At 65.2% G+C, this 19,480-nt stretch carries 23 protein-coding genes; 12 read left to right on the top strand and 11 right to left on the bottom strand.

Going from position 1 to position 19,480, the window contains the following annotated elements:
* Window positions 1-103: 103 nt before the first annotated feature.
* Window positions 104-325: a DUF3079 domain-containing protein gene (locus HY57_RS09230; protein ID WP_038580804.1), complete on the top strand. Its 222-nt coding sequence runs from the start codon at window positions 104-106 to the stop codon at window positions 323-325.
* Between the two features lie 15 nt (window positions 326-340).
* On the opposite strand, the gene alr is transcribed toward HY57_RS09230, so the two are convergent.
* From alr to HY57_RS09195, 7 genes are all read right to left on the bottom strand, one after another.
* Entirely contained in the window at window positions 341-1,429 is a 1,089-nt protein-coding gene (gene alr / locus HY57_RS09225) for an alanine racemase (protein ID WP_019464270.1), read from the bottom strand.
* 198 nt (window positions 1,430-1,627) lie between these two features.
* Window positions 1,628-1,834, bottom strand: a complete 207-nt coding sequence (locus HY57_RS09220) for a hypothetical protein (RefSeq protein ID WP_158407925.1) — start codon at window positions 1,832-1,834, stop codon at window positions 1,628-1,630.
* Between the two features lie 221 nt (window positions 1,835-2,055).
* The gene (locus HY57_RS09215; RefSeq protein ID WP_019464268.1) at window positions 2,056-3,492 is read right to left on the bottom strand and encodes a replicative DNA helicase; all 1,437 of its coding nucleotides are present in this window, start codon (window positions 3,490-3,492) and stop codon (window positions 2,056-2,058) included.
* Between the two features lie 209 nt (window positions 3,493-3,701).
* Complete coding sequence (gene rplI / locus HY57_RS09210; RefSeq protein ID WP_019464267.1) at window positions 3,702-4,151, bottom strand: 50S ribosomal protein L9; 450 nt, start codon at window positions 4,149-4,151, stop codon at window positions 3,702-3,704.
* A 104-nt stretch (window positions 4,152-4,255) separates the two neighbouring features.
* On the bottom strand, window positions 4,256-4,486 hold the full coding sequence (rpsR, locus tag HY57_RS09205; RefSeq protein ID WP_017462785.1) for a 30S ribosomal protein S18: 231 nt from the start codon (window positions 4,484-4,486) through the stop codon (window positions 4,256-4,258).
* A gap of 14 nt (window positions 4,487-4,500) precedes the next feature.
* A complete protein-coding gene (rpsF, locus tag HY57_RS09200) occupies window positions 4,501-4,902 on the bottom strand; it encodes a 30S ribosomal protein S6 (RefSeq protein ID WP_019464266.1) in 402 nt (133 codons plus the stop codon).
* A 171-nt stretch (window positions 4,903-5,073) separates the two neighbouring features.
* Window positions 5,074-5,400, bottom strand: coding sequence for a HesB/IscA family protein (locus HY57_RS09195; RefSeq protein ID WP_019464265.1), 327 nt, complete (start codon window positions 5,398-5,400; stop codon window positions 5,074-5,076).
* Window positions 5,401-5,551: 151 nt separating this feature from the next.
* On the opposite strand from HY57_RS09195, the gene asnS reads away from it, so the two are divergent.
* From asnS to HY57_RS09160, 7 genes are all read left to right on the top strand, one after another.
* Complete coding sequence (gene asnS / locus HY57_RS09190; RefSeq protein WP_019464264.1) at window positions 5,552-6,952, top strand: asparagine--tRNA ligase; 1,401 nt, start codon at window positions 5,552-5,554, stop codon at window positions 6,950-6,952.
* A 10-nt stretch (window positions 6,953-6,962) separates the two neighbouring features.
* Window positions 6,963-7,835, top strand: a complete 873-nt coding sequence (locus HY57_RS09185; RefSeq protein ID WP_019464263.1) for a MalM family protein — start codon at window positions 6,963-6,965, stop codon at window positions 7,833-7,835.
* 35 nt (window positions 7,836-7,870) lie between these two features.
* Window positions 7,871-8,185: a hypothetical protein gene (locus HY57_RS09180; RefSeq protein ID WP_019464262.1), complete on the top strand. Its 315-nt coding sequence runs from the start codon at window positions 7,871-7,873 to the stop codon at window positions 8,183-8,185.
* Between the two features lie 26 nt (window positions 8,186-8,211).
* Window positions 8,212-9,000, top strand: coding sequence for an SDR family oxidoreductase (locus HY57_RS09175; protein ID WP_019464261.1), 789 nt, complete (start codon window positions 8,212-8,214; stop codon window positions 8,998-9,000).
* A gap of 206 nt (window positions 9,001-9,206) precedes the next feature.
* Complete coding sequence (locus HY57_RS09170; RefSeq protein WP_019464260.1) at window positions 9,207-10,658, top strand: aldehyde dehydrogenase; 1,452 nt, start codon at window positions 9,207-9,209, stop codon at window positions 10,656-10,658.
* An 11-nt stretch (window positions 10,659-10,669) separates the two neighbouring features.
* Window positions 10,670-11,338 (top strand): carbonate dehydratase, encoded by a 669-nt coding sequence (gene can / locus HY57_RS09165; protein WP_019464259.1) that lies wholly within the window; start codon window positions 10,670-10,672, stop codon window positions 11,336-11,338.
* Window positions 11,335-11,754, top strand: a complete 420-nt coding sequence (locus HY57_RS09160; protein WP_019464258.1) for a RidA family protein — start codon at window positions 11,335-11,337, stop codon at window positions 11,752-11,754. The genes can and HY57_RS09160 overlap by 4 nt, the downstream gene beginning before the upstream one ends.
* Window positions 11,755-12,024: 270 nt before the next feature.
* Here HY57_RS09160 and HY57_RS09155 read toward each other — a convergent pair whose 3' ends face one another.
* The 4 genes from HY57_RS09155 to HY57_RS09140 all read right to left on the bottom strand — a co-directional run bounded on the left by HY57_RS09155 (window position 12,025) and on the right by HY57_RS09140 (window position 15,931).
* Window positions 12,025-12,282, bottom strand: a complete 258-nt coding sequence (locus tag HY57_RS09155; protein WP_019464257.1) for a hypothetical protein — start codon at window positions 12,280-12,282, stop codon at window positions 12,025-12,027.
* A gap of 195 nt (window positions 12,283-12,477) precedes the next feature.
* The gene (gene hutG / locus HY57_RS09150; protein WP_019464256.1) at window positions 12,478-13,260 is read right to left on the bottom strand and encodes an N-formylglutamate deformylase; all 783 of its coding nucleotides are present in this window, start codon (window positions 13,258-13,260) and stop codon (window positions 12,478-12,480) included.
* Window positions 13,261-13,300: 40 nt separating this feature from the next.
* Window positions 13,301-14,647 carry a glutathione-disulfide reductase gene (gene gorA, locus HY57_RS09145; RefSeq protein ID WP_019464255.1) on the bottom strand — a complete coding sequence of 449 codons (1,347 nt, stop codon included), beginning with the start codon at window positions 14,645-14,647 and terminating at the stop codon, window positions 13,301-13,303.
* 24 nt (window positions 14,648-14,671) lie between these two features.
* Window positions 14,672-15,931, bottom strand: a complete 1,260-nt coding sequence (locus HY57_RS09140) for an NAD(P)/FAD-dependent oxidoreductase (protein WP_019464254.1) — start codon at window positions 15,929-15,931, stop codon at window positions 14,672-14,674.
* Between the two features lie 53 nt (window positions 15,932-15,984).
* On the opposite strand from HY57_RS09140, the gene HY57_RS09135 reads away from it, so the two are divergent.
* From HY57_RS09135 to HY57_RS09120, 4 genes are all read left to right on the top strand, one after another.
* Window positions 15,985-17,337: a hypothetical protein gene (locus HY57_RS09135; RefSeq protein WP_144240801.1), complete on the top strand. Its 1,353-nt coding sequence runs from the start codon at window positions 15,985-15,987 to the stop codon at window positions 17,335-17,337.
* Window positions 17,338-17,432: 95 nt separating this feature from the next.
* Window positions 17,433-18,002 (top strand): C40 family peptidase, encoded by a 570-nt coding sequence (locus HY57_RS09130; protein ID WP_019464252.1) that lies wholly within the window; start codon window positions 17,433-17,435, stop codon window positions 18,000-18,002.
* 280 nt (window positions 18,003-18,282) lie between these two features.
* Entirely contained in the window at window positions 18,283-18,741 is a 459-nt protein-coding gene (locus HY57_RS09125; protein ID WP_019464251.1) for a MarR family winged helix-turn-helix transcriptional regulator, read from the top strand.
* Between the two features lie 3 nt (window positions 18,742-18,744).
* Window positions 18,745-19,173, top strand: coding sequence for an organic hydroperoxide resistance protein (locus HY57_RS09120; RefSeq protein WP_019464250.1), 429 nt, complete (start codon window positions 18,745-18,747; stop codon window positions 19,171-19,173).
* Window positions 19,174-19,480 lie beyond the last annotated feature (307 nt).

Here is a 19,480-nt window from a genome sequence, read left to right as displayed (position 1 = left end):
CGGCGAGACACCGGCGCGGCCAGGTCGGGCTGACCTGGATCACTCGCGAATCATGCAGGCCTTGCTAGCGTTGCCGCTCGGCGCATTCCCGGTGGCTTCGAACATGGCCAAGAAAATCGCTCTGTTCCCCAGGCACCCCGAACGCATCTGCTGGGGCTGCGACAAGTACTGTGCCGCCGATGCCCTGAGCTGCGGCAATGGGTCGGGCCGCACGCCACACCCCATCGAGGTGCTTGGCGACGACTGGCTTGACCAGGGCGACTGGGGCTTCGATCCGGAGGAAGTGGCGAGGGCCAGGGCGCGCGCCGGCAAGCCATCACCCTGAGCGACGCCAGGCCGTTCAGTCCTCGTCCTCGACGAACAACACGCGCCGGGTCATGCCGCAGGTCAGGTCGTAGGAGATCGTACCCGCCCGCTCCGCAATGATTTCAACGGGCAGCTCCGGCCCCCACAGGGTCACCGGGTCGCCCACCTTTGCCTCGGGCGCGCCACGCAGGTCCAGCGTGATCAGATCCATCGACACGCGGCCGATCAATGGCACCTGGCGATCGCCCACGAGCACCGGCGTACCGGCCACCGCGCTGCGCGGATAGCCATCGCCGTAACCGACGGCGGCGACGCCCACCGACATGTCTTCGGGGCACGTCCACGTGCCGTTGTAACCGATACGTTCGCCCTCGCCGATGCGATTGACGGCGATCAGCCGCGTACCGAGGGTCATCGCGGGACGGAAGCCAAAGTCGGCGCCCGTCTTGCCATCGACCACCGAAAGGCCGTACAGCAGGCCGCCCGTGCGCACCCAGTCACCGCGCGCCTCTGCCCAGCCGAGCACTGCCGCGGAGTTGGACAGCGAACGCGGACCGCGCAGTCCACGCGTTGCCTCGGTAAAACGGCCGATCTGCGCCAGCGTCTCCGCTCCGCCGAACACTTCGGATTCGGCGAAATGCGTCAACAGGCCAATCTCCGGATCAATGCCCGGCATGGCCGCCAGCTGCGCATGTACGAAAGCCACGGCTTCCGGCGCAAAACCCAGGCGATGCATGCCGCTATCGACCTTGAGCCACACGCGCAACTGCCCGCGTGACGGCGAAGCGTCTTTAAGCCAGTGCAATTGCTCTTCGTGATGGATGGCAGCGTCGAGGTTCAGGCGCTGCATTTCAGCGATATCGCTGGCGCGATCCGGGCCTGACAGCACGACGATGCGCTGGCGATGCCCCGCGGCGCGCAGGCGCAACCCATCGCCCAAGGCCGCCACCGCGAACGCGTCCGCATCACCATCCAGGGCACGCGCCACGCGCTCCAGGCCATGTCCATAAGCGTCTGCCTTGACCACGGCCATCACTTTCGCCGGTGCCGCCAGCTGCTTGATACGGGCAAGGTTATGGCGCAACGCGCCCAGATGGATGGTGGCGACGGTTGTACGGCTCATGCGTGCCTGGCGCCCGTGGGGCGCAGTGGGAAGGGCGGAAAAGATGGCCGGCTGGCCCCGGACGATGCTGGAAGCTTACCAGCCTTGTCCGCAGCCATCCGGCCTGACGCGCCCAACCTAACCTGACGGTCCGACGCTCCCGGGGCGCCCCCGTGGCGTTTCCCGGGCAAGGCCACCCTCACCAGTGGCCAACCCCACTTAGCGATTGTCGCGGGACTCGCAACGTTCAACGGCGACGCGACGCGCCTTGTTGTATTCGTGCTGGCTCATCGCGCCGGAAGCGAGCGCGTCCTGAAGGTCGGTCATCTGCTTGCCGCAGGTGTCGCTGTTCTGCACCACGCGCGTCGTGTGACCGCAGCCGGCCAAGGCCAGGCTGAGGCCGAACATGGCAGAGGCAATCATCATGGCTTGGGTCATCGCGGCACCTCGCTGGGTCAGATGACGCCTGCACGGGTGACACGACCAGGAGGCCGAAGGCTGGTGCGCCCCGTGCGGGAAACCGCTTACGAGAGTGCGCCAACTCAGGTGAACTCCCGCCCGCGATTTACGCGTGGATCACGCATGGATCGCATGCCATACAGGCGCCGTTCCTGTAACGGAATGGCGCCTGTATGCCGGGATGCTGCTTATTCGAATGCGCCGACGAAGGAGTCGGGCGCGTAGTTCTCGAACTTGGTGTAGTGGCCGAGGAAGGTCAGCTTCACCGTGTCGGTCGGGCCGTTACGCTGCTTGCCGATGATGATCTCGGCCAGGCCTTTGTCCGGCGATTCCTTGTTGTAGTACTCGTCGCGGTAGATGAACATGATCACGTCCGCGTCCTGCTCGATAGCGCCCGATTCGCGCAGGTCGGACATCATGGGACGCTTGTCGGCGCGCTGTTCCAGCGAGCGGTTCAACTGCGACAGTGCAATCACCGGACAGTTGAGTTCCTTCGCGAGCCCCTTCAGCGAGCGGGAGATCTCGGAAATTTCAGTCGCACGGTTTTCCTTCATGCCCGGCACCTGCATCAGCTGCAGGTAGTCGATGACGATGAGCCCGAGGCCGCCGTGCTCGCGATGCAGGCGACGCGAGCGCGAACGCATTTCCACCGGCGAAAGGCCGGGCGTATCGTCGATGAAGATCTTGGCTTCGGACAGCAACGCGATGGCATTGGTCACGCGCGGCCAATCCTCTTCGGCCAGGTCGCCATTGCGCAGATGCTGCGCATGGATGCGGCCCACTGAGGAAATCATACGGAAGGCCAGCTGCGAGGCCGACATTTCCATCGAGAAGATCGCGACCGCCTTCTTGCCGCGCATCGCCACCGCTTCGGCCATGTTCACCGAGAACGCGGTCTTGCCCATCGAGGGGCGCGCCGCAACGATGATCAGGTCGGAGGGCTGCAGGCCCGAGGTGAGTTCGTCCAGGTCGGAAAACCCGGTGGAAACGCCGGTGAGCTGGCCCTTGTTCTCGAAGCGCTCGGAGAGAATGCGGAACGCATCCTTCACCGCTTCGCGCATGGACACCGTGTCTTTCTTGCCGCGCGCACCCGACTCGGCGATCTTGAACACGGCCTGCTCGGCGCGTTCCAGCACTTCCTGTACGCCCATGCCGTCGGGCTGGTAGCCGTCCTCGGTAATGCCCACGCCGGCATCGATGAGCTGGCGCAGCACCGACTTCTCACGCACGATTTCCGCGTAGGCGGCAATGTTCGCCGCGCTGGGCGTGGTGTTGGCCAGTTCGATCAGGTAGGCAGCGCCGCCGACCATCTCGGCCAGGCCATTGGCCTCGAACCAGTCACCCAGGGTCACGGCATCGCAGGGCATGCCCTTGCCGGCCAGCTCGGTGATGGCGCGCCAGATCAGGCGATGGTCCTTGCGATAGAAGTCCTGCTCGCTGAGGCGGTCGGCCACCTTGTCCAGCGAGTCCGGGGAAAGCATGAGGCCACCCAGCACGGCCTGCTCCGCGTCGATCGAGTGCGGCGGTACGCGCAATGCGTCGATGCTGGGAGACGGCTTGCGCTCGCGCTCGGAGCGGCGGCGGCGGCCACCGGGTTCGTCGGAGCGGTCGGAAACGAAGGACATCACGGTTCCTCGGAGCGAACCGGCGGTGAGACGCCGGTGGCATGGCAGTGAGCACAGAGCATACGCGGCGCCATCTCAGGCTTCGAGACAATAACTCTGTGGAAAAGCTGTGCTTATCTGTGGATAAGGCGGTGGACAACGCCACGCCCGGCCAAAAACAAACGGGCGCCCGGAGGCGCCCGTCTGGGTATGGCTGGCGATGGGGCGACTTACTTCTCGCCGACCACGATCACCTTGATCTGGGTCTGCACGTCGGCGTGCAGCGCGACCACGGCGTCGAACTCGCCGGTGTGGCGAATCGGACCTTCGCCCTGGATCACTTCGTTCTTGTGCACGTCGAAACCGGCGGCCTGCAGGGCCTCGGCGATTTCGCGCGGACCGACCGAGCCGTACAGCTTGCCTTCCGGGCTGGCGTTCACGGTGATGGTCACCGAAGCGCCTTCCAGCTTGGCCTTGCGGCCTTCAGCACCGGACAGCTGCGCAGCAGCCTTGGCTTCGTACTCAGCGCGGCGCTTCTCGAAGGCTTCGAGGTTGGCGGCGTTGACCGGCACGGCCTTGCCCTGCGGCAGCAGGTAGTTACGGCCGTAACCGGGCTTGACGTTGACCTTGTCGCCAAGGTTGCCGAGGTTGCGGACTTTTTCGAGAAGAATCAGTTGCATGATGGTTCCTTTTCGTTAGCACCGGATGGGCCCGGCGCAGCCGTGGACGGTTGTCCGAAGAGTTAGACGGCGCGCCAGGTGTTGCCACCCGGCGCGCGCCACGATCAAACGTCGTGGTTGTCGGTGTACGGCAGCAGAGCCAGGAAGCGAGCGCGCTTGATAGCGGTCGCCAGCTGACGCTGGTAGCGAGCCTTGGTGCCGGTGATGCGCGACGGAACGATCTTGCCGTTCTCGGTCACGTACTGGCGCAGGGTGTTGAGATCCTTGTAGTCGATCTCTTTGACCTTTTCGGCCGTGAAGCGGCAGAACTTGCGGCGGCGGAAGAACTTGGACATGGGTGTGCTCCTGATCAGTCGTCGCTGTCGCGATCGTTGTCGTCACGCGCTTCGTCGTCGCGGCGGCGCGAGGACTTGGCGTCATCCTTTTCCTTGGACTTCAGGATGAAGGACTGCTCGGTGTCAGCCTCGTCACGCTTGATGACCAGGTGGCGCAGCACGGCGTCGTTGAAACGGAAGCCCGACTCCAGCTCGTTCAGCGCGTTCTGGCTGACTTCGATGTTGAGCATGACGTAGTGAGCCTTGGCCAGGTTCACGATGGGATACGCCAGCTGACGGCGGCCCCAGTCTTCCAGGCGGTGGATCTTGCCACCGTCGGTTTCGATCAGCGCCTTGTAGCGCTCGATCATGGCCGGGACCTGCTCGCTCTGGTCAGGGTGGACCAGGAACACAACTTCGTAATGTCGCAGGGACATTGTGTGGTAACTCCTTGTGGATGCGGCCGTTTCCGGCCTGGCAGCCTCCCGCACTATGCGGTGAGGCAAGGTTCCATCCGCGCCTTTGGGGCGTGGACAGAAGCGGAAGTGTAAAGGAATTCAGCGGTTTGGGGCAAGCGGATGACAACCCGCCCCGACAAGCGGGCAGTCTCAGCCGACGGTGAAACTCTCGCCGCAACCGCACTCGCCGGTGGCGTTGGGGTTGTGGAACACGAAGGCGGCATTGAGGCCCTGGCGCTGGAAGTCGATCACCGTGCCGTCGATCAGGGGCAGGCTCTTGCCGTCGACGATCAGCGGCACGCCGTCCACCGTCATCAGCTCATCGCCCTCCCCCAGCGACTGGGCCAGGTCCACCACGTAACCGAACCCGGAACAGCCGGTTTTCTTCACGCCAAAGCGCACGCCGGCGGCACCGGGCGTACCGGCAAGGAAGGAGCGCATGCGTTCGCTGGCAGCGGGGGTGATGGTGATGGTCATGGGGCGATGCAACTACTTGGGATCTCGATGGTCCGAAATCGGACGTGGAGGGTCGAACCTGAACGACGCGTACATTATCATGCTTGGTTCGGCATCATGCCCAGTTCGACTTACGCGTCCGATATGCGGCGCCCAGCAGGAGTTTCAATCCATGGCGGTGGTAAGCGTCAAGCAGGCTCTCTCCGGCAGCATCGAAGCCGGTAGCGTCGTCACGGTGCGCGGTTGGGTGCGCACGATCCGTGAATCGAAGGGCGGCCTGTCCTTCGTGAATGTGACCGATGGCTCCTGCTTCGACCCCATCCAGGCGGTCGTCACTGACAAGGTGACCAATGACGAGAACGAGGTGAAGCACCTGACCACCGGTGCCGGCCTGATCGTGACGGGCACGCTGGTGCCCTCGCAGGGCAAGGGCCAGCGCTTCGAGATCCAGGCCGATACGGTCGAGGTCACCGGCTTCGTGGAAGACCCGCTGACCTATCCGATCCAGCCCAAGCCGCACACCATGGAGTTCCTGCGCGAAGTGGCGCACCTGCGTCCGCGCACCAACCTGTTCGGCGCGGTGACCCGCGTGCGCCACACCATGATGACGGCAATCCACCGCTGGCTCACCGAGCAGGGCTTCTTCTGGATCAACACACCGATCATCACCACGTCCGACGCCGAAGGCGCGGGCGACATGTTCCGCCTGTCCACGCTGGACCTGGCCAACCTGCCGCGCACGCCGGACGGCAAGATCGATTTCCGCAAGGATTTCTTCGGCCGCGAAGCGTTCCTCACCGTGTCCGGCCAGCTCAACGTCGAGGCGTACTGCCTGGCGATGAGCAAGGTGTACACCTTCGGCCCGACCTTCCGCGCCGAGAACTCCAACACGGCGCGCCACCTGGCCGAGTTCTGGATGGTGGAGCCGGAAATCGCCTTCGCCGACCTCAACGACAACGCCGACTGCGCCGAAGGTTTCCTCAAGGCCATCTTCAAGGCCGTGCTGGAAGAGCGCGCGGACGACATGGCGTTCTTCGCCGAGCGCGTGGCGCCCGATGCAATCACGCGCCTGGAGAACTTCATCGCCCAGCCGTTCGAACGCATCGATTACACCGACGCCATCGAGATCCTCAAGAACTGCGGTCAGAAGTTCGAATTCCCGGTGGCCTGGGGCATCGACCTGCAGACCGAGCACGAGCGCTACCTCGCCGAGAAACACGTCGGCCGTCCGGTGGTGGTGATGAACTACCCCGAGCAGATCAAGGCCTTCTACATGCGCCTGAACGACGACGGCAAGACCGTTGCCGCGATGGACGTGCTGGCCCCGGGCATCGGCGAGATCATCGGTGGCGCGCAGCGCGAAGAACGCCTGGACTACCTCGACCGCCGCATGGTTCAGTTTGGCCTCGATCCTGCCACTTATGGCTGGTACCGTGACCTGCGCCGTTACGGCACCGTGCCGCACGCGGGCTTCGGCCTGGGCTTCGAGCGTCTGCTGGTGTACGTGTGCGGCCTTTCCAACATCCGTGATGCCATCCCCTTTCCGCGTGCGGCGGGGACGGCTGAATTCTGATAACCGAGCCATGCGCCATCGACTGATCGTCGCCACTGCCCTACTCGCATCCGCCACGCTGGCGGGCGGCTGCAGCGTGAAATCGCTGGTGCCGCCCAACCTGCGTCCGCCGGAGAACAGCAACACCAGCCTCGATCAGGCGCGAAAGGCATTGCAGCAGGCCACGCCCTGCTGCAGCACCTTCGCGGATTTCTCCTTCCAGGACTCCCTGCCCTGGAAGCCGAAGAAATTCGAACTCGGCCCGGGCAGCATGGTGGCCAACCTCAATGGCGACCGCAGCTACTTCCTCAGCTTCGCCCTGCCGCGCGAGTCGCAGGTGCCCTACCGCATCGCACTGAAGTCCGAATTGAATGGCCGCTGGCTGCGTGCCAGTTACCTGTTCGCGCCCACCGTGGTCGTGCTGGACGACGCTTTCCAGCCCATCGCGAGCAAGGACCTGAGCCTGTGCGAACACATGGGCTGGACGGATGAAACCACGGGTGCGTTCGGCAGCGTGGACATCACCGACGAGCGCGCGCGCTACCTGGTGCTGTACAGCTCGGCCAAGCAGCAGTCCGGCAACACCTACTGGGAGCAGACGCCCGCCGCGTTCTCGGCCGAGGCCCCGGTAAAGATGGCCGCCACCGGCACGTTCAAGGTGCCGCACGGGCCGGACGGTACGGTGTGGGTCGGCATGATGGACAAGACCTACCAGGACGCCGTGAACAACGCGATCTGCGCCAAGCCCGAACAAGGCAACGGCGTACTGAGCACGTTGCGCGATGCCATCCCCCTGCCCGGCATGAGCACGGACAAACCCGCTACGACCAAGCCGGCGACACCGCCGGCTGGCACCAACAACACCGATTCCACGCAAGCAACGGGTGGCTCGGCCAAGGGCTGAGCACGCCCCGGCGAGCCATCAACGACAGGCACGGCATGATCCTGCTTTATCTCTCGCTTCTCCTGGCCGGCGTCGCCTGTTTCCTGCTGCACTTCGGCGCGCAGTACCGCATTGCATCGCTGCTGCGCAGCCGCCATCCGCGCGAGTGGCAGATCATCGCCGAAAGCGATGGCCAGCCCACCAACGCCGTGCGCACCTGGATGCGCCTGCAGCTGGCCTTGCGCTCGCCCGTGCTGCCCGCGCTGGAAGACGCTAGCCTCACGCGCTGGCGCTCGGTCTGGCGCTATAGCCTGTGGGCCGCCTGGCTGTGCTGGTTCGCGGCACTTGCCGTGCAGTACACCGGGCGTTGATTACCGCTTTCCGACGGGAGCCAACCATGCAACTGGATCTGAGCGGACGTCATGCACTGGTTTGCGGTGCATCCCAGGGCATCGGGCGCGCCAGCGCCATCGAGCTTGCCGAACTCGGCGCCAGTGTCACCCTGCTCTCGCGCTCCGCCGATGCCCTGAAGACCGTGGCGGAGGCACTTCCCCGCAGGCACGGCCAGCAGCATCGCTGGTTCGCCGTGGACATGGCCCAGACCGACAGCCTGCGCGATGCGCTGGCCGACATCGTGGCCGATCATCCGGTCGAGATCCTGATCAACAACACCGGCGGCCCGCCGGGTGGCCCGGCCCACACGGCGACCGCCGATGCCTTCGAGGCGGCGTTCCGCCAGCACCTGCTGGCCGGCCAGACGCTGGTGCAGGCCTTGCTGCCCGGCATGCGCGCCAGCGGCTACGGCCGCATCGTCAACATCATCTCCACCTCGGTGAAGGAACCGATCGCCGGCCTCGGCGTGTCCAACACCGTGCGCGCCGCCGTGGCGAGCTGGGCCAAGACACTGTCCGGCGAACTGGCCGCCGACGGCATCACGGTCAACAACGTGCTGCCCGGCTACACCCGCACCGCACGCCTGGATGGACTGCTCGCCGCGCAGGCGCACAACAGTGGCCGCAGCGAAGAAGATATCGCCCAGGGCATGCTCGCCACCGTGCCGGCCCGCCGCTTTGGCGAAGCGGCCGAGGTGGCCGCCGTGGTGGCCTTCCTGTGCACACCGGCCGCCGCTTACGTCAATGGCGTGAGCATTGCGGTGGATGGCGGGCGGACGCGTTCGCTGAGCTGAGCACCTGAAGCACGTGGTGGGAGCGCACCCTGTGCGCGACTGCACGGGCGCGACACCGCCGATGCAGGCGACAGTCCCCCACGCTCTTTGCCCCGCCACCGTCGCGCACAGGGTGCGCTCCCACAGCGACAGGCGCGAGTCTCATCACGCGACGCATACGCCCGCGTCCGGTGCAATTGGGGCCCCCAGGCCTTAAGCTTGCGCAGATGCCTACCCTGCGCCTCGCCAACCTGATCGACGGTCGCCTACAGGCGCCGCGCCATGATCGCTGGCTGGACGTGTTCGAACCGGCGACCGGCCAGGTTTTCGCGCACTGTCCCGACTCCACCTCCGATGACGTCGCCGATGCCGTGGCTGCCGCACGAGGTGCCGCGCCGGCATGGGCCGCCACGCCCGCCGAGCAGCGTGCCAACCTGCTGCATCGGCTGGCCAGCCTCGTCGAATCACGCATGGACGAGTTCGTGGCGCTGGAATCGCGCGACAGCGGCAAACCATTGGCCCAGGCTCGCAACCTCGACATTCCCCGCGCGATTTCCAACCTGCGTTTCTTCGCCTCCGCCATCATGGGCTGGAGCAGCGAATCGCATGCCATGGAAACCGGCGCGATCAACTACACGCTGCGCCAGCCACTCGGCGTCGTGGGCTGCATCAGCCCGTGGAACCTGCCGCTCTACCTGTTCACCTGGAAAATCGCGCCAGCACTGGCTGCCGGCAATACGGTGGTGGCCAAGCCTTCGGAAATCACGCCATGCACGGCGGCCCTGCTGGGCGAGTTGAGCATCGAAGCCGGTTTTCCGGCCGGCGTGTTCAACATCGTGCAGGGCCGTGGCCCCACCGTGGGCCAGGCCATCGTCGAACACACGGCGGTCAAGGCGGTGTCCTTCACCGGTAGCACGCGCACCGGCGCGCAGATCGCCGCGGTTGCCGCGCCGCAGTTCAAGAAAGTGTCGCTGGAACTGGGCGGCAAGAATCCGGCCGTGGTATTCGATGACGCGGATCTCAGCGACGCCAACCTCGACACCATCGTGCGCTCGGGCTTCGCCAACCAGGGCGAGATCTGCCTGTGTGGTTCGCGCCTGCTGGTGCAGCGCCCGATCTACGAAGCGTTCCGCGAGCGCTATCTGGCGCGTGTGCAAGCCTTGCGCGTCGGCGATCCGAATGAGGCCGGCAGCGACCTGGGGGCACTCGTCTCGCGCGAGCACTTCGACAAGGTGATGGGCTGCATTGCCACGGCACGCGAGGAAGGCGGCCGCGTCCTGTGCGGCGGCGAGCCCGTCACGGTGGATGGGCGCTGCGGCGACGGCTGGTTCATCGCGCCGACCGTCATCGAAGGGCTCGGCGCCGATGCCGCCACCAACCAGCACGAGATCTTCGGACCGGTGGTCACGCTGATTCCGTTCGATGACGAAGCCGAGGCGTTGGCCATCGCCAATGGCACCGGCTACGGCCTCGCCGCCTCGGTGTGGACACGCGACCTGTCGCGTGCCCACCGCTTTGGCGCCCAACTGGATTTTGGCATCGTGTGGACCAATTGCTGGCTGCTGCGCGACCTGCGCACGCCCTTTGGCGGCACGAAGCAATCCGGCCTCGGTCGCGAAGGCGGCGTGGAAGCGCTGCGCTTCTTCACCGAGCCCAAGAACATCTGCATTCGCTATTGAGGACGCCCGCCGTGAAAAGCCCGCTCCAGAACCTGCTCGACAGCAACCTCCAGTGGTCCGCCGCCGTACGCGAACAGGACCCCCGGTTCTTCGAACGCCTTGCGCAGCAGCAGGCGCCCAAGTACCTGTGGATCGGCTGCTCCGACTCCCGTGTGCCCGCCACGCAGATCGTCGACCTGCCGCCAGGTGACATCTTCGTGCAGCGCAACGTCGCGAACGTGGTATCGCACACCGACCTCAACTGCCTGAGCACCATCCAGTTCGCGGTCGACATACTCAAGGTCGAACACATCATCGTGGTGGGTCACTACGGGTGCGGCGGCGTGCAGGCCGTGCTCGATGATCGCCGGCTCGGCCTGGTCGACAACTGGCTTCGCCATGTGGCCGACGTTGCACAGAAGCACAGGACGCTGCTCTCCTCCATTGACCTGATGAACCTGCGCAACGCACGCCTGTGCGAGCTCAATGCGATGGAACAGGTGGTCAACGTGTGCCATACCACCATGGTGATGGACGCCTGGGAACGCGGCCAGAAACTTTCCGTGCACGCGTGGTGCTACAGCCTGTTCGACGGCCATGTGAACGACCTGGGCATGCACGTCAGTTCGCGCGCCGAGCTCCAGCCTGCCTACGAGCACGCGCTCCAGCGCCTGGGCACCATTCCCGAGTTCAACCGATGAGCGACGTCGTGCGCACGGAGCAGGCCCCTGCGCCGGTAGGCGCCTATCCGCACGCGCGGCGCGTGGGCGGCCTGCTGTTCCTCTCCGGCGTGGGTCCGCGCACGCCAGGCAGCAATGTCATTCCCGGCAACGTCTACGACGGTGACGGCAAGCTCGTCGGCTATGACATCGAGGCGCAATGCAGGCAGGTGTTTGCCAACGTGCGCGCCGTGCTCGAAGCCAGCGGCACACGCTGGGAAGACCTGGTCGACGTCACTGTCTTCCTCACCGACATGGCGCGCGATTTCCCGGCCTATAACAAGCTTTATGCCGAGCATTTCGCAGGCGTCGACGCCTGTCGCACGACGCTGGGGATCACCGCCCTGCCCACGCCCATCGCCATCGAGCTGAAGTGCATCGCGACGATCAAGGCGTGAGTGGAGAGAAGTGAGAGCTTGTTTATGATCCATGCGCGTGTTCAAGGTCCTGCCTTGGCACCGCACCACTTACCGTCATTCCCGCGAACCCCGAAAAGGGGGCAAGAGCGAGAATGACGGTGAGGAAACCCGGGACTTGAAGGAGCTCATAAACAGGCTCTGAGAAACTTGAGAAAGCCTTCCCCTCTCAGTTCTCACTCCTCCGCGCCCGTTTCTCCACAAAAAAAGCCCCAGCGCTCGCACGCCGGGGCTCTTTTTGTGGATCAGACCTTAGTGACTGGCTTCAGTCTGCGGCAGCGTGGACTTGGCCGTGCGCTTGGCGGACTTGCTGCCCTTCTGCTTGGGCTGACCGTTGTTCTTGTTGCTCTTGTTCTTCTTGTGATGGTGCGACGAGCTGGCAGGCGCGGGGGCGGCCGAAGCTGCCGACGGGGTCGCGGGCGCAGGCTGCGGGGCTGCCGCCTGGGCCAGCAGGGAACCGGAAAGAGCCATACCCGCAACGAGCAGGGAAGCGATCGCGAACTTGCGCATAGGAAGAGCCTCGACGTGTGTATCTGTTGATGGCCGCGAACCCGGCCGGAACCCGGCAACGCGAGTGGCGCGGCGGCTGAAACATGGCACGTTTTCATGCCTACCGGAACTGCTCTTTTCCTCGGCAGGCGTCAGATTTCCGCGCCATGCGTCTTGACATTGCAAGACCCTAACGGCGGTCGAATTTACTTGCGATCAGGCCACGCACAAGGCCAGCAGACGCGCGATCGTTTCCTGCACCTGCGCGGCACGATCCCCGGCATACGCGAAGCTTTCTTCATCCATGTAGTTGAGCTGCGCGAGCTCCAGTTGCACCGCCTGCACGCCCTTTTCCGGCTGCCCGTAATGACGCGTGATGTAGCCGCCCTTGAAGCGTCCATTGACCACGAAGCTATTGTGCGACTGGGCTTCCAGTACGTCCTTGAGCTGCTGCTGCAGCAGCGGCGAACAACTCGTGCCGTCGGCGGTGCCCAGGTTGAAGTCCGGCAGTTGCCCTTCGAACAGCATGGGCACGCGACTGCGGATGGAGTGCCCATCCCACAGCACGACGCGGCCATGCTCGGCACGCAGCCTCTCAAGTTCTTGCGACAGGGCATCGTGGTACGGACGCCAGTACGCGTTTACCCGTTGTTGCATTTCTTCCGCGCCCGGCTCGGCGCCGTCGAGGTACAACGGCTCGCCATCGAAACCGATGGTGGAAACCAGACCGGTCTCGCGCTTGCCCGGGTAAAGCGCATGCCCGTCGGCGGGACGGTTGAGGTCGACCACGTAACGCGATGCCACCGGGCGGATCACACTGGCCCCCAGCGCCCTGGCGAGCGGCTCATACAGGCGCCCCACGTGCCAGTCGGTATCCACCGAGCGTTGCGCGTTCGGTCGCATGCGCGCGGCGATGTCGTCGGGAATGTGGCTGCCGTCATGCGGCAGGCTGATGAGCAGCGGCGCGGTGCCGCGATGAAGCGTGTAGGCGTGGGTCATCGACTGAGTTTAGCGCGGGCGGCACCAGGCCGCCTGCGCGTCAGCTCATCAGCACCAGCTCCTCGGCCGAACTGGGATGGATGGCCACGGTAGCGTCGAGATCGCGCTTGCGCAGGCCCATTTTTATCGCCACGGCGAAGCCCTGCAGCATTTCGTCCGCGCCACTGCCGAGCACATGAATGCCAACGACGCGCTCGTCTTCGCCCGCGCAGACGATCTTCATCAGGCTGGGGTGCCGCCGTCCCCCCACCGCCCACTGCAACGGCGTGAAGCCGGCGCGGTACACGCGCACTCCGTCCCCATGCAACTGACGAGCCTGCGTTTCGGTGAGCCCGACCATGGCGAGCGGAGGTTCGGCAAAGACGACACTGGGAATATGGCCGTAGTCGAGACGGCTCTCTGGCTGGCCGCCGAAGAGCCTGTCGGCAAGGCGCCGGCCCGCCGCCACGGCCACCGGCGTCAGTTCGGGGCGCTCCGTGACATCACCCACTGCGCAGATGCCCTCGACACTGGTGTTCTGCCATGCGTCGGTGACGATATGGCCACCGTCGTCCACACGCACACCCGCCGCATCAAGATCCAGGCGATCACTGTTGGGCACGCGGCCGATGGCCCACAGCACCGCGTCGTACGGGCCACCAGGTCCATGCACGGCATCGTCGATCACCACGCCGCCGCCCTCGCGGCGCAGGCCCGTCACCTCGACCTGGCGCGCAAACCGGATGCCGGCCTCGCCCATGCCGCGCTCCAGCGCATCCACCAGCTCCTCGTCGAAATCGGTCAGCATGCGATGGCGCACGTGCAGCGTGACCTCGCTGCCCAGTGCGTTGAACAGGCCGGCGAATTCAACGGCGATATAACCGCCGCCAATCACCGCGATGCGCCGGGGCAGCGAACGCATGGCGAAGATATCGTCCGACACCAGTCCAAGCTCGAAACCGGGCAGCTCGACCCGGTGCGGGCGCCCACCCGTCGCAATCACGATCTGGGTGGCGCGCAGCTCTTCGCCGCAGGACGTGGCGACAGTATCGGCGGAGACGAAGCGGCCCGTCTCGGCGTACACCTGGATGCCAGCTTCCGCCAGGCGCGCGGCATAACGTTCGCGGATGCCGTCGATGTAGCGCTGGCGCAGCTGGCGGAAATGCTCCCAGTCCAGTGGCCCGGGCGTCGAGGCGAAACCGTAATCCAGCGCCAGCTTCTGCTCCTGCGCGAGCTGGCCCGCGTACCACAGTGCCTTCTTCGGCACGCAACCGACATTGACGCAGGTACCCCCCAGCGCGCCCGGTTCGAGCAAGGCGACGCGCGCACCATGACGTGCGGCGCGCAACGCCGTGGCCAAGCCGCCCGAGCCACCGCCGAGCACGATCAGATCAAAGGTTTCCGCCATGCCGCTCTCCTGGTGGGTCAAACATCACACGCCGAAACGCGATGGCGCATAAGGCGTGGGATCGAGCGATGGCGCACCACCGCGCATCATCGACGCGACCAGCTCGCCGGTCGCCGCGGACATGCTGACGCCAAGCATGCCGTGCGCTGTCGCCAGCATCAGGTTGGTCCAGCGCGAGCTTGGCCCGATGATGGGCACTTCGTCCACGCTCATCGGGCGCCAGCCCCACCACTCTTCTTTCAGCTCGGGGCCCTCGGGGACGTGCAACCCCTGCGCCGCGCCGCGACGCAAGGCCTCGAGGCGGGTGCGATTGAGGCCTTCGGCATAACCGGAAAACTCCATGGTGCTGCCCAGGCGGAACCCGCTCTCCCACGTGGTCACGCACACGGCAGGCTCGCGCAGCACCAGCGAGTGGCGCGGAGCCAGCGCGGGACGCGAATAGGTGATCGAATAACCCTTGCCCGGCTGCATCGGCAACCGTAGGCCCAGTGGCTTCGCCAGCAACGGTGACCATGCACCCAGCGCCATCACGACGTGGTCGCCACGGAATACACCGCGTTCGGTGCGGACGTGGTCGATGCGGTCGCCCTGCGTGCCGATCTGCTCGATGCGCGCGCCTGATTCGATCACGCCGCCCATCGCCACGACGCGACGCGCGAGCTCGTCGGCATAGCGATCCGGGCGCAGGCGTGCATCACCGGGATGGAACAGGCCGCCGACCACGCCGGGCTTCAACGCGGGCTCGCGCGATTCCACCTCGTCGCCGCGCAGGCGCTCCACCACGACTCCGAGGCGATCGAGCACCTTGGCATGGTGTTGCTCATCCGCCTGGAATGCCTTGGCGGTGCGGTGGACATACAGCTCGCCTTCCTCCGCGAATTCACAGTCGAACCGTTCGTCCCGCACCAGCGCCGCCAGCAGTTGGCGCGACCGCTGCAGGATGGCCGAACGCGCATGGGCGGCGTGTTCGAAATCGCGCCAGTTGCAGTGGCGGGCGAAGCCGAGCATCCAGCGCAGCCGGGGGCCATCGAAGCGCGGGTTGAGGTAGAGCGGCGCGTCCGCCCTGAGCATCGAGCGCATGGCCACGCCCAGCACGCCCGGCATGGCCAGGGGTGGCGCATGGCTGGGGGTGATCGTTCCACAATTGCCGTGCGAACTGCCGCAACCCGGGGTACCCTGCTCCACAATCCGCACGGTAGCTCCGGACTTCAGCAGGTAGTAAGCACAGGCCAGGCCGATAACGCCGCCGCCAAGAATCAACACATCGCTGCGTGAAGCATCCATCCGGCTATTGTAAGCATTGCCGCGGTTACTCCTAACCCCAAGGATTCGGTGCGATGGGAACGTCAGTGGTGAAGTCCGGCAGAAGGATGATCGACCGGCATTGCGCGCTGGTCATGGCGTCGGTAGCGATGACCTGGATACCCGTCGCATGGGCGCAGCAGGCCCCGCCGCCGGCACACACCGCGGCACCACCCGAGGAGCCGGCAACGGCCTCGTCCGCCACGGCGGTGAAGCGTGACCTGTTCACCGAAACGGCGCACCTGAAGAACGACCTGATGCGCTACATGTATCTGCGCGAGGTCATGCCACAGCTCACCCGCGACGACCGGCTGATCGACCAGCAACTGCTCGCCACGGTGGAGGACGAGCTGGGCCTGTACGACGAGGCCATGAACGATTTCCCCTTCGACAATCGCGTGCAGACACCGGTGCCGCTGCCCGCCGCCACGGATTGGGTTCCCGCCGATGCGGCGACGGAAATCGCCAAGCTCGCCACCGATCGCCACATCGTGATGATCAACGAAGCGCACCACGACGCGCACACCCGCGAGCTTACGCTGGCCTTGCTGCCGAAGCTGCGCGCCGAGGGCTTCACGTACTTTGCGGCTGAGGCGCTGGTCAACAGCGACACCGACCTGATGAAGCGCGGCTACCCCATCGCCAGCAGCGGCAGCGAATACCTGCACGAACCGATCTACGGCCAGATCATCCGCGAGGCGATCCGCCTGGGCTTCAAGGTGGTGGCTTATGAATCGGATGCGGACGTACTGGCCGACCGCGAGGCGGGCCAGGCGCAGTTGATCTATCGCCAGGTCTTCAAGAACGACCCCAAGGCGAAGTTGTTCGTGCACGCCGGCTATGCGCACATCGACAAGGCCATCGGCAACCTCGGCAAGACCATCAAGCCGATGGCGATGCAGCTCAAGCAACTGAGCGGATTCGATCCGTTGTCCATCGACCAGACGCGCTGGCGCGACATCGGCCCCATGCCGAAGAAAGACTTGTACAACCAGTTGATCGCCGCCTTCCCGGTCGAGCGGCCGTCGGTGTTGCTCAGCCGGCAGAACGGCAGCGTGTGGGCGTCCGATCCGGATCGCCACGACGTCGATGTGATCCTTCCGCCCTCCGGCCACCAACGCCGCCCGCACTGGCTCGGCCTGGACGACACCCGGCAGACCCGCGTCATCTCCAGCGAGATATGCCAGCGGCAACTTCCCTGTGTAGTCGAGGCGCGCTACGCCAACGAGAGCGACGACGCCATCCCGGCAGACCGGTACGTCTTCCTCACCGACAACAGCATGAATTCGCTCTACCTGTGGCCCGGGGAGTACAAGATCACCGCCCACGACCGCGACGACCGCAAAGTGAGTGAACGCCACATCACCGTGAACAAACCCGGCTCATGACGGTCGGAGATCGCTCTTACAGCGATCACTCACGACTTTCTTCCAACTTATTGATTTGATAACCTCGGGCTCGTCTCAAGCACAGGGGATACGAGATGCGCCCGCAGTTTGCCGCTCTTGCCGATCGTCGGTCGGCATCCTGGCGCACGGCCCGCTATGCGCTGCTCGTTTCCGCCGCGCTGCTGGCGGCCTGCTCCAGCGGCAACCGCCGCCCCGAGCCCACCTACAAGGATTCGCGCTCGTCGCTGTCCAACCTGCCCGCCCGCGCGCCGGACGGCGCCACCGGCACGGCCAATGACGTGCTGTTCCGCGCCATCGCGCTTGTGGGCACGCCATACCGCTGGGGTGGCAACACACCGGACGGTGGCTTCGATTGCAGCGGCCTGGTCGACTACATCTACCGCAATGCCGCCGGCCTGAACCTGCCCCACAGCTCCCGCGAAATGTCCCAGCTGAACGGCCAGAGGGTGCGGCAGATGACCGACTTGGTCAGCGGTGACCTGGTCTTCTTCGGCGGCTCCAGCGGGATCAGCCATGTCGGCGTCTACGTCGGCAAGGGCCGCTTCGTTCACGCACCGAACAGCGGCGGCACCGTGCGGCTGGACGATATCGACGGCCCGTACTGGCGCGATCATTTCGCCTTCGGCAAGCGCCTTCTGGATTGATAGGCCGGGCATGACCTTCGCGACACCGGGTGTTGCCCCCTTGTAGGAGCGCACTTGCGCGCGACCGTAGCGATGAAGCTCATCGCGCCGTGAAAGGCAGCGTTCGCGCACCAGTGCGCTCCTACAAATAAACCGCTCGCCCCTAGACCGGCCATTCACCCGCCCCGGCGCAGCCTGCAGCCTTTTCCTGGCGACGAACGCCCCCTTTTAGGCCCGGCCTATCGAGCCGATTGAAAAATTGAATTGTACACAATTTAATTTTGCGCTTAGGATTCAACCCATGAACCGGACGCCCTCTCCCAACCATCTCCTGCTCGACCAGCAACTGTGCTTCGCGCTGTATGCCGCCTCCCGCTCGGTGACGGGCCTGTACCGGCCGCTGCTGGAACCGCTGGGGCTGACCTACCCGCAGTACCTAGTGATGCTGGTGCTGTGGGAGCAGGACGGGCTGACGGTGCGGGAGCTTGGCCAACGCCTGCAGCTCGACTCCGGCACGCTCACTCCCCTGCTCAAGCGCCTGCAGGCGGCGGAACTGGTCACCCGGCAACGCCGCGCGGAAGACGAGCGCGAAGTGGATATCCGTCTTACCGAGGCCGGTTTCGCACTGCGCGAAAAGGCCAGCCGCATCCCCGAATGTCTCGCCCAGTGCATGCAGCTGCCGCTCGACCAGGTGCAAAGCCTGCGCGATGAACTGAAACGACTCACCCGACAGATCCAACTCTCCCAACGCGAGGACTGAACCATGAACATCAGCAAGATTCTCTACACCGCCACCGCCACCGTGCACGGCGGCCGCGAAGGTCACGCCAAGAGCGACGACGGCGTGCTCGACCTGCAGTTGGTGGTTCCCAAGGGCCTGGGTGGCCCGGGCGGCCAAGGCAGCAACCCGGAGCAGCTTTTCGCCGCCGGTTATGCAGCCTGTTTCGAAGGCGCGGTTCGTTTCGTGGCTCGGCAGAAGGGCGTGACGCTGAAGGATGCCTCGGTGACGGCGCATGTGGGCATCGGCCCGCGTGAGCCGACGGGCTTCGGCATCGCCGTGAAGCTGGAAGTGAGCCTGCCGGGCGTGGATCGCGCGGTGGCGCAGGAACTGGTCGACACGGCCCATCGCGACATCTGCCCGTATTCGCATGCGACGCGCGGCAATGTGGATGTGGACATCACGCTGGTGTGAGCGGGTTTCCCGTCTCAGGCATGACAACGGCGCCGATGAGGGCGCCGTTGTTGTTTTGGACGGATGTCTGCGTTTGCTTCGGTTGGTTGTCGCGAGGCGCGGCGAATGCCTTGGCGTTGCTGGCTCCTTTGCAGGGAGCAACTTGGCCTTTTGGCTTCAGGCAGCTTGTTATTTTGGCTTGGTTCGAAAAGGGGGCGTGGCGAATAAATGCGAAGCGCGACATTTGCAACCCAGCCTCAGCGCTGCACAGGTGCCGTCATCCCGGCGCAGGCCGGAGGCGCTTTTCAACAGCCGCATGGCTGGTCAT

The sequence above is a fragment of the Dyella japonica A8 genome (assembly GCF_000725385.1).
Taxonomy (GTDB): domain Bacteria; phylum Pseudomonadota; class Gammaproteobacteria; order Xanthomonadales; family Rhodanobacteraceae; genus Dyella; species Dyella japonica_C.
The sequence above is the reverse complement of the archived record's forward strand: the minus strand, read 5'-3'. Positions and strand labels throughout refer to the sequence as shown.

Bases quoted from the DNA above. Each gene is read 5' to 3' on its own strand.
- asnS (WP_019464264.1), top strand. From the start codon at position 5,552: ATGGCGGTGGTAAGCGTCAAGCAGGCTCTCTCCGGCAGCATCGAAGCC.
- HY57_RS09180 (WP_019464262.1), top strand. From the start codon at position 7,871: ATGATCCTGCTTTATCTCTCGCTTCTCCTGGCCGGCGTCGCCTGTTTC.
- HY57_RS09195 (WP_019464265.1), bottom strand. From the start codon at position 5,400: ATGACCATCACCATCACCCCCGCTGCCAGCGAACGCATGCGCTCCTTC.
- HY57_RS09125 (WP_019464251.1), top strand. From the start codon at position 18,283: ATGAACCGGACGCCCTCTCCCAACCATCTCCTGCTCGACCAGCAACTG.
- HY57_RS09135 (WP_144240801.1), top strand. From the start codon at position 15,985: ATGGGAACGTCAGTGGTGAAGTCCGGCAGAAGGATGATCGACCGGCAT.
- HY57_RS09215 (WP_019464268.1), bottom strand. From the start codon at position 3,492: ATGTCCTTCGTTTCCGACCGCTCCGACGAACCCGGTGGCCGCCGCCGC.
- HY57_RS09130 (WP_019464252.1), top strand. From the start codon at position 17,433: ATGCGCCCGCAGTTTGCCGCTCTTGCCGATCGTCGGTCGGCATCCTGG.
- hutG (WP_019464256.1), bottom strand. From the start codon at position 13,260: ATGACCCACGCCTACACGCTTCATCGCGGCACCGCGCCGCTGCTCATC.
- HY57_RS09120 (WP_019464250.1), top strand. From the start codon at position 18,745: ATGAACATCAGCAAGATTCTCTACACCGCCACCGCCACCGTGCACGGC.
- HY57_RS09185 (WP_019464263.1), top strand. From the start codon at position 6,963: ATGCGCCATCGACTGATCGTCGCCACTGCCCTACTCGCATCCGCCACG.
- HY57_RS09140 (WP_019464254.1), bottom strand. From the start codon at position 15,931: ATGGATGCTTCACGCAGCGATGTGTTGATTCTTGGCGGCGGCGTTATC.
- rpsF (WP_019464266.1), bottom strand. From the start codon at position 4,902: ATGTCCCTGCGACATTACGAAGTTGTGTTCCTGGTCCACCCTGACCAG.
- rplI (WP_019464267.1), bottom strand. From the start codon at position 4,151: ATGCAACTGATTCTTCTCGAAAAAGTCCGCAACCTCGGCAACCTTGGC.
- HY57_RS09155 (WP_019464257.1), bottom strand. From the start codon at position 12,282: ATGCGCAAGTTCGCGATCGCTTCCCTGCTCGTTGCGGGTATGGCTCTT.
- HY57_RS09170 (WP_019464260.1), top strand. From the start codon at position 9,207: ATGCCTACCCTGCGCCTCGCCAACCTGATCGACGGTCGCCTACAGGCG.
- HY57_RS09220 (WP_158407925.1), bottom strand. From the start codon at position 1,834: ATGATGATTGCCTCTGCCATGTTCGGCCTCAGCCTGGCCTTGGCCGGC.
- HY57_RS09230 (WP_038580804.1), top strand. From the start codon at position 104: ATGGCCAAGAAAATCGCTCTGTTCCCCAGGCACCCCGAACGCATCTGC.
- rpsR (WP_017462785.1), bottom strand. From the start codon at position 4,486: ATGTCCAAGTTCTTCCGCCGCCGCAAGTTCTGCCGCTTCACGGCCGAA.
- alr (WP_019464270.1), bottom strand. From the start codon at position 1,429: ATGAGCCGTACAACCGTCGCCACCATCCATCTGGGCGCGTTGCGCCAT.
- HY57_RS09160 (WP_019464258.1), top strand. From the start codon at position 11,335: ATGAGCGACGTCGTGCGCACGGAGCAGGCCCCTGCGCCGGTAGGCGCC.
- HY57_RS09175 (WP_019464261.1), top strand. From the start codon at position 8,212: ATGCAACTGGATCTGAGCGGACGTCATGCACTGGTTTGCGGTGCATCC.
- gorA (WP_019464255.1), bottom strand. From the start codon at position 14,647: ATGGCGGAAACCTTTGATCTGATCGTGCTCGGCGGTGGCTCGGGCGGC.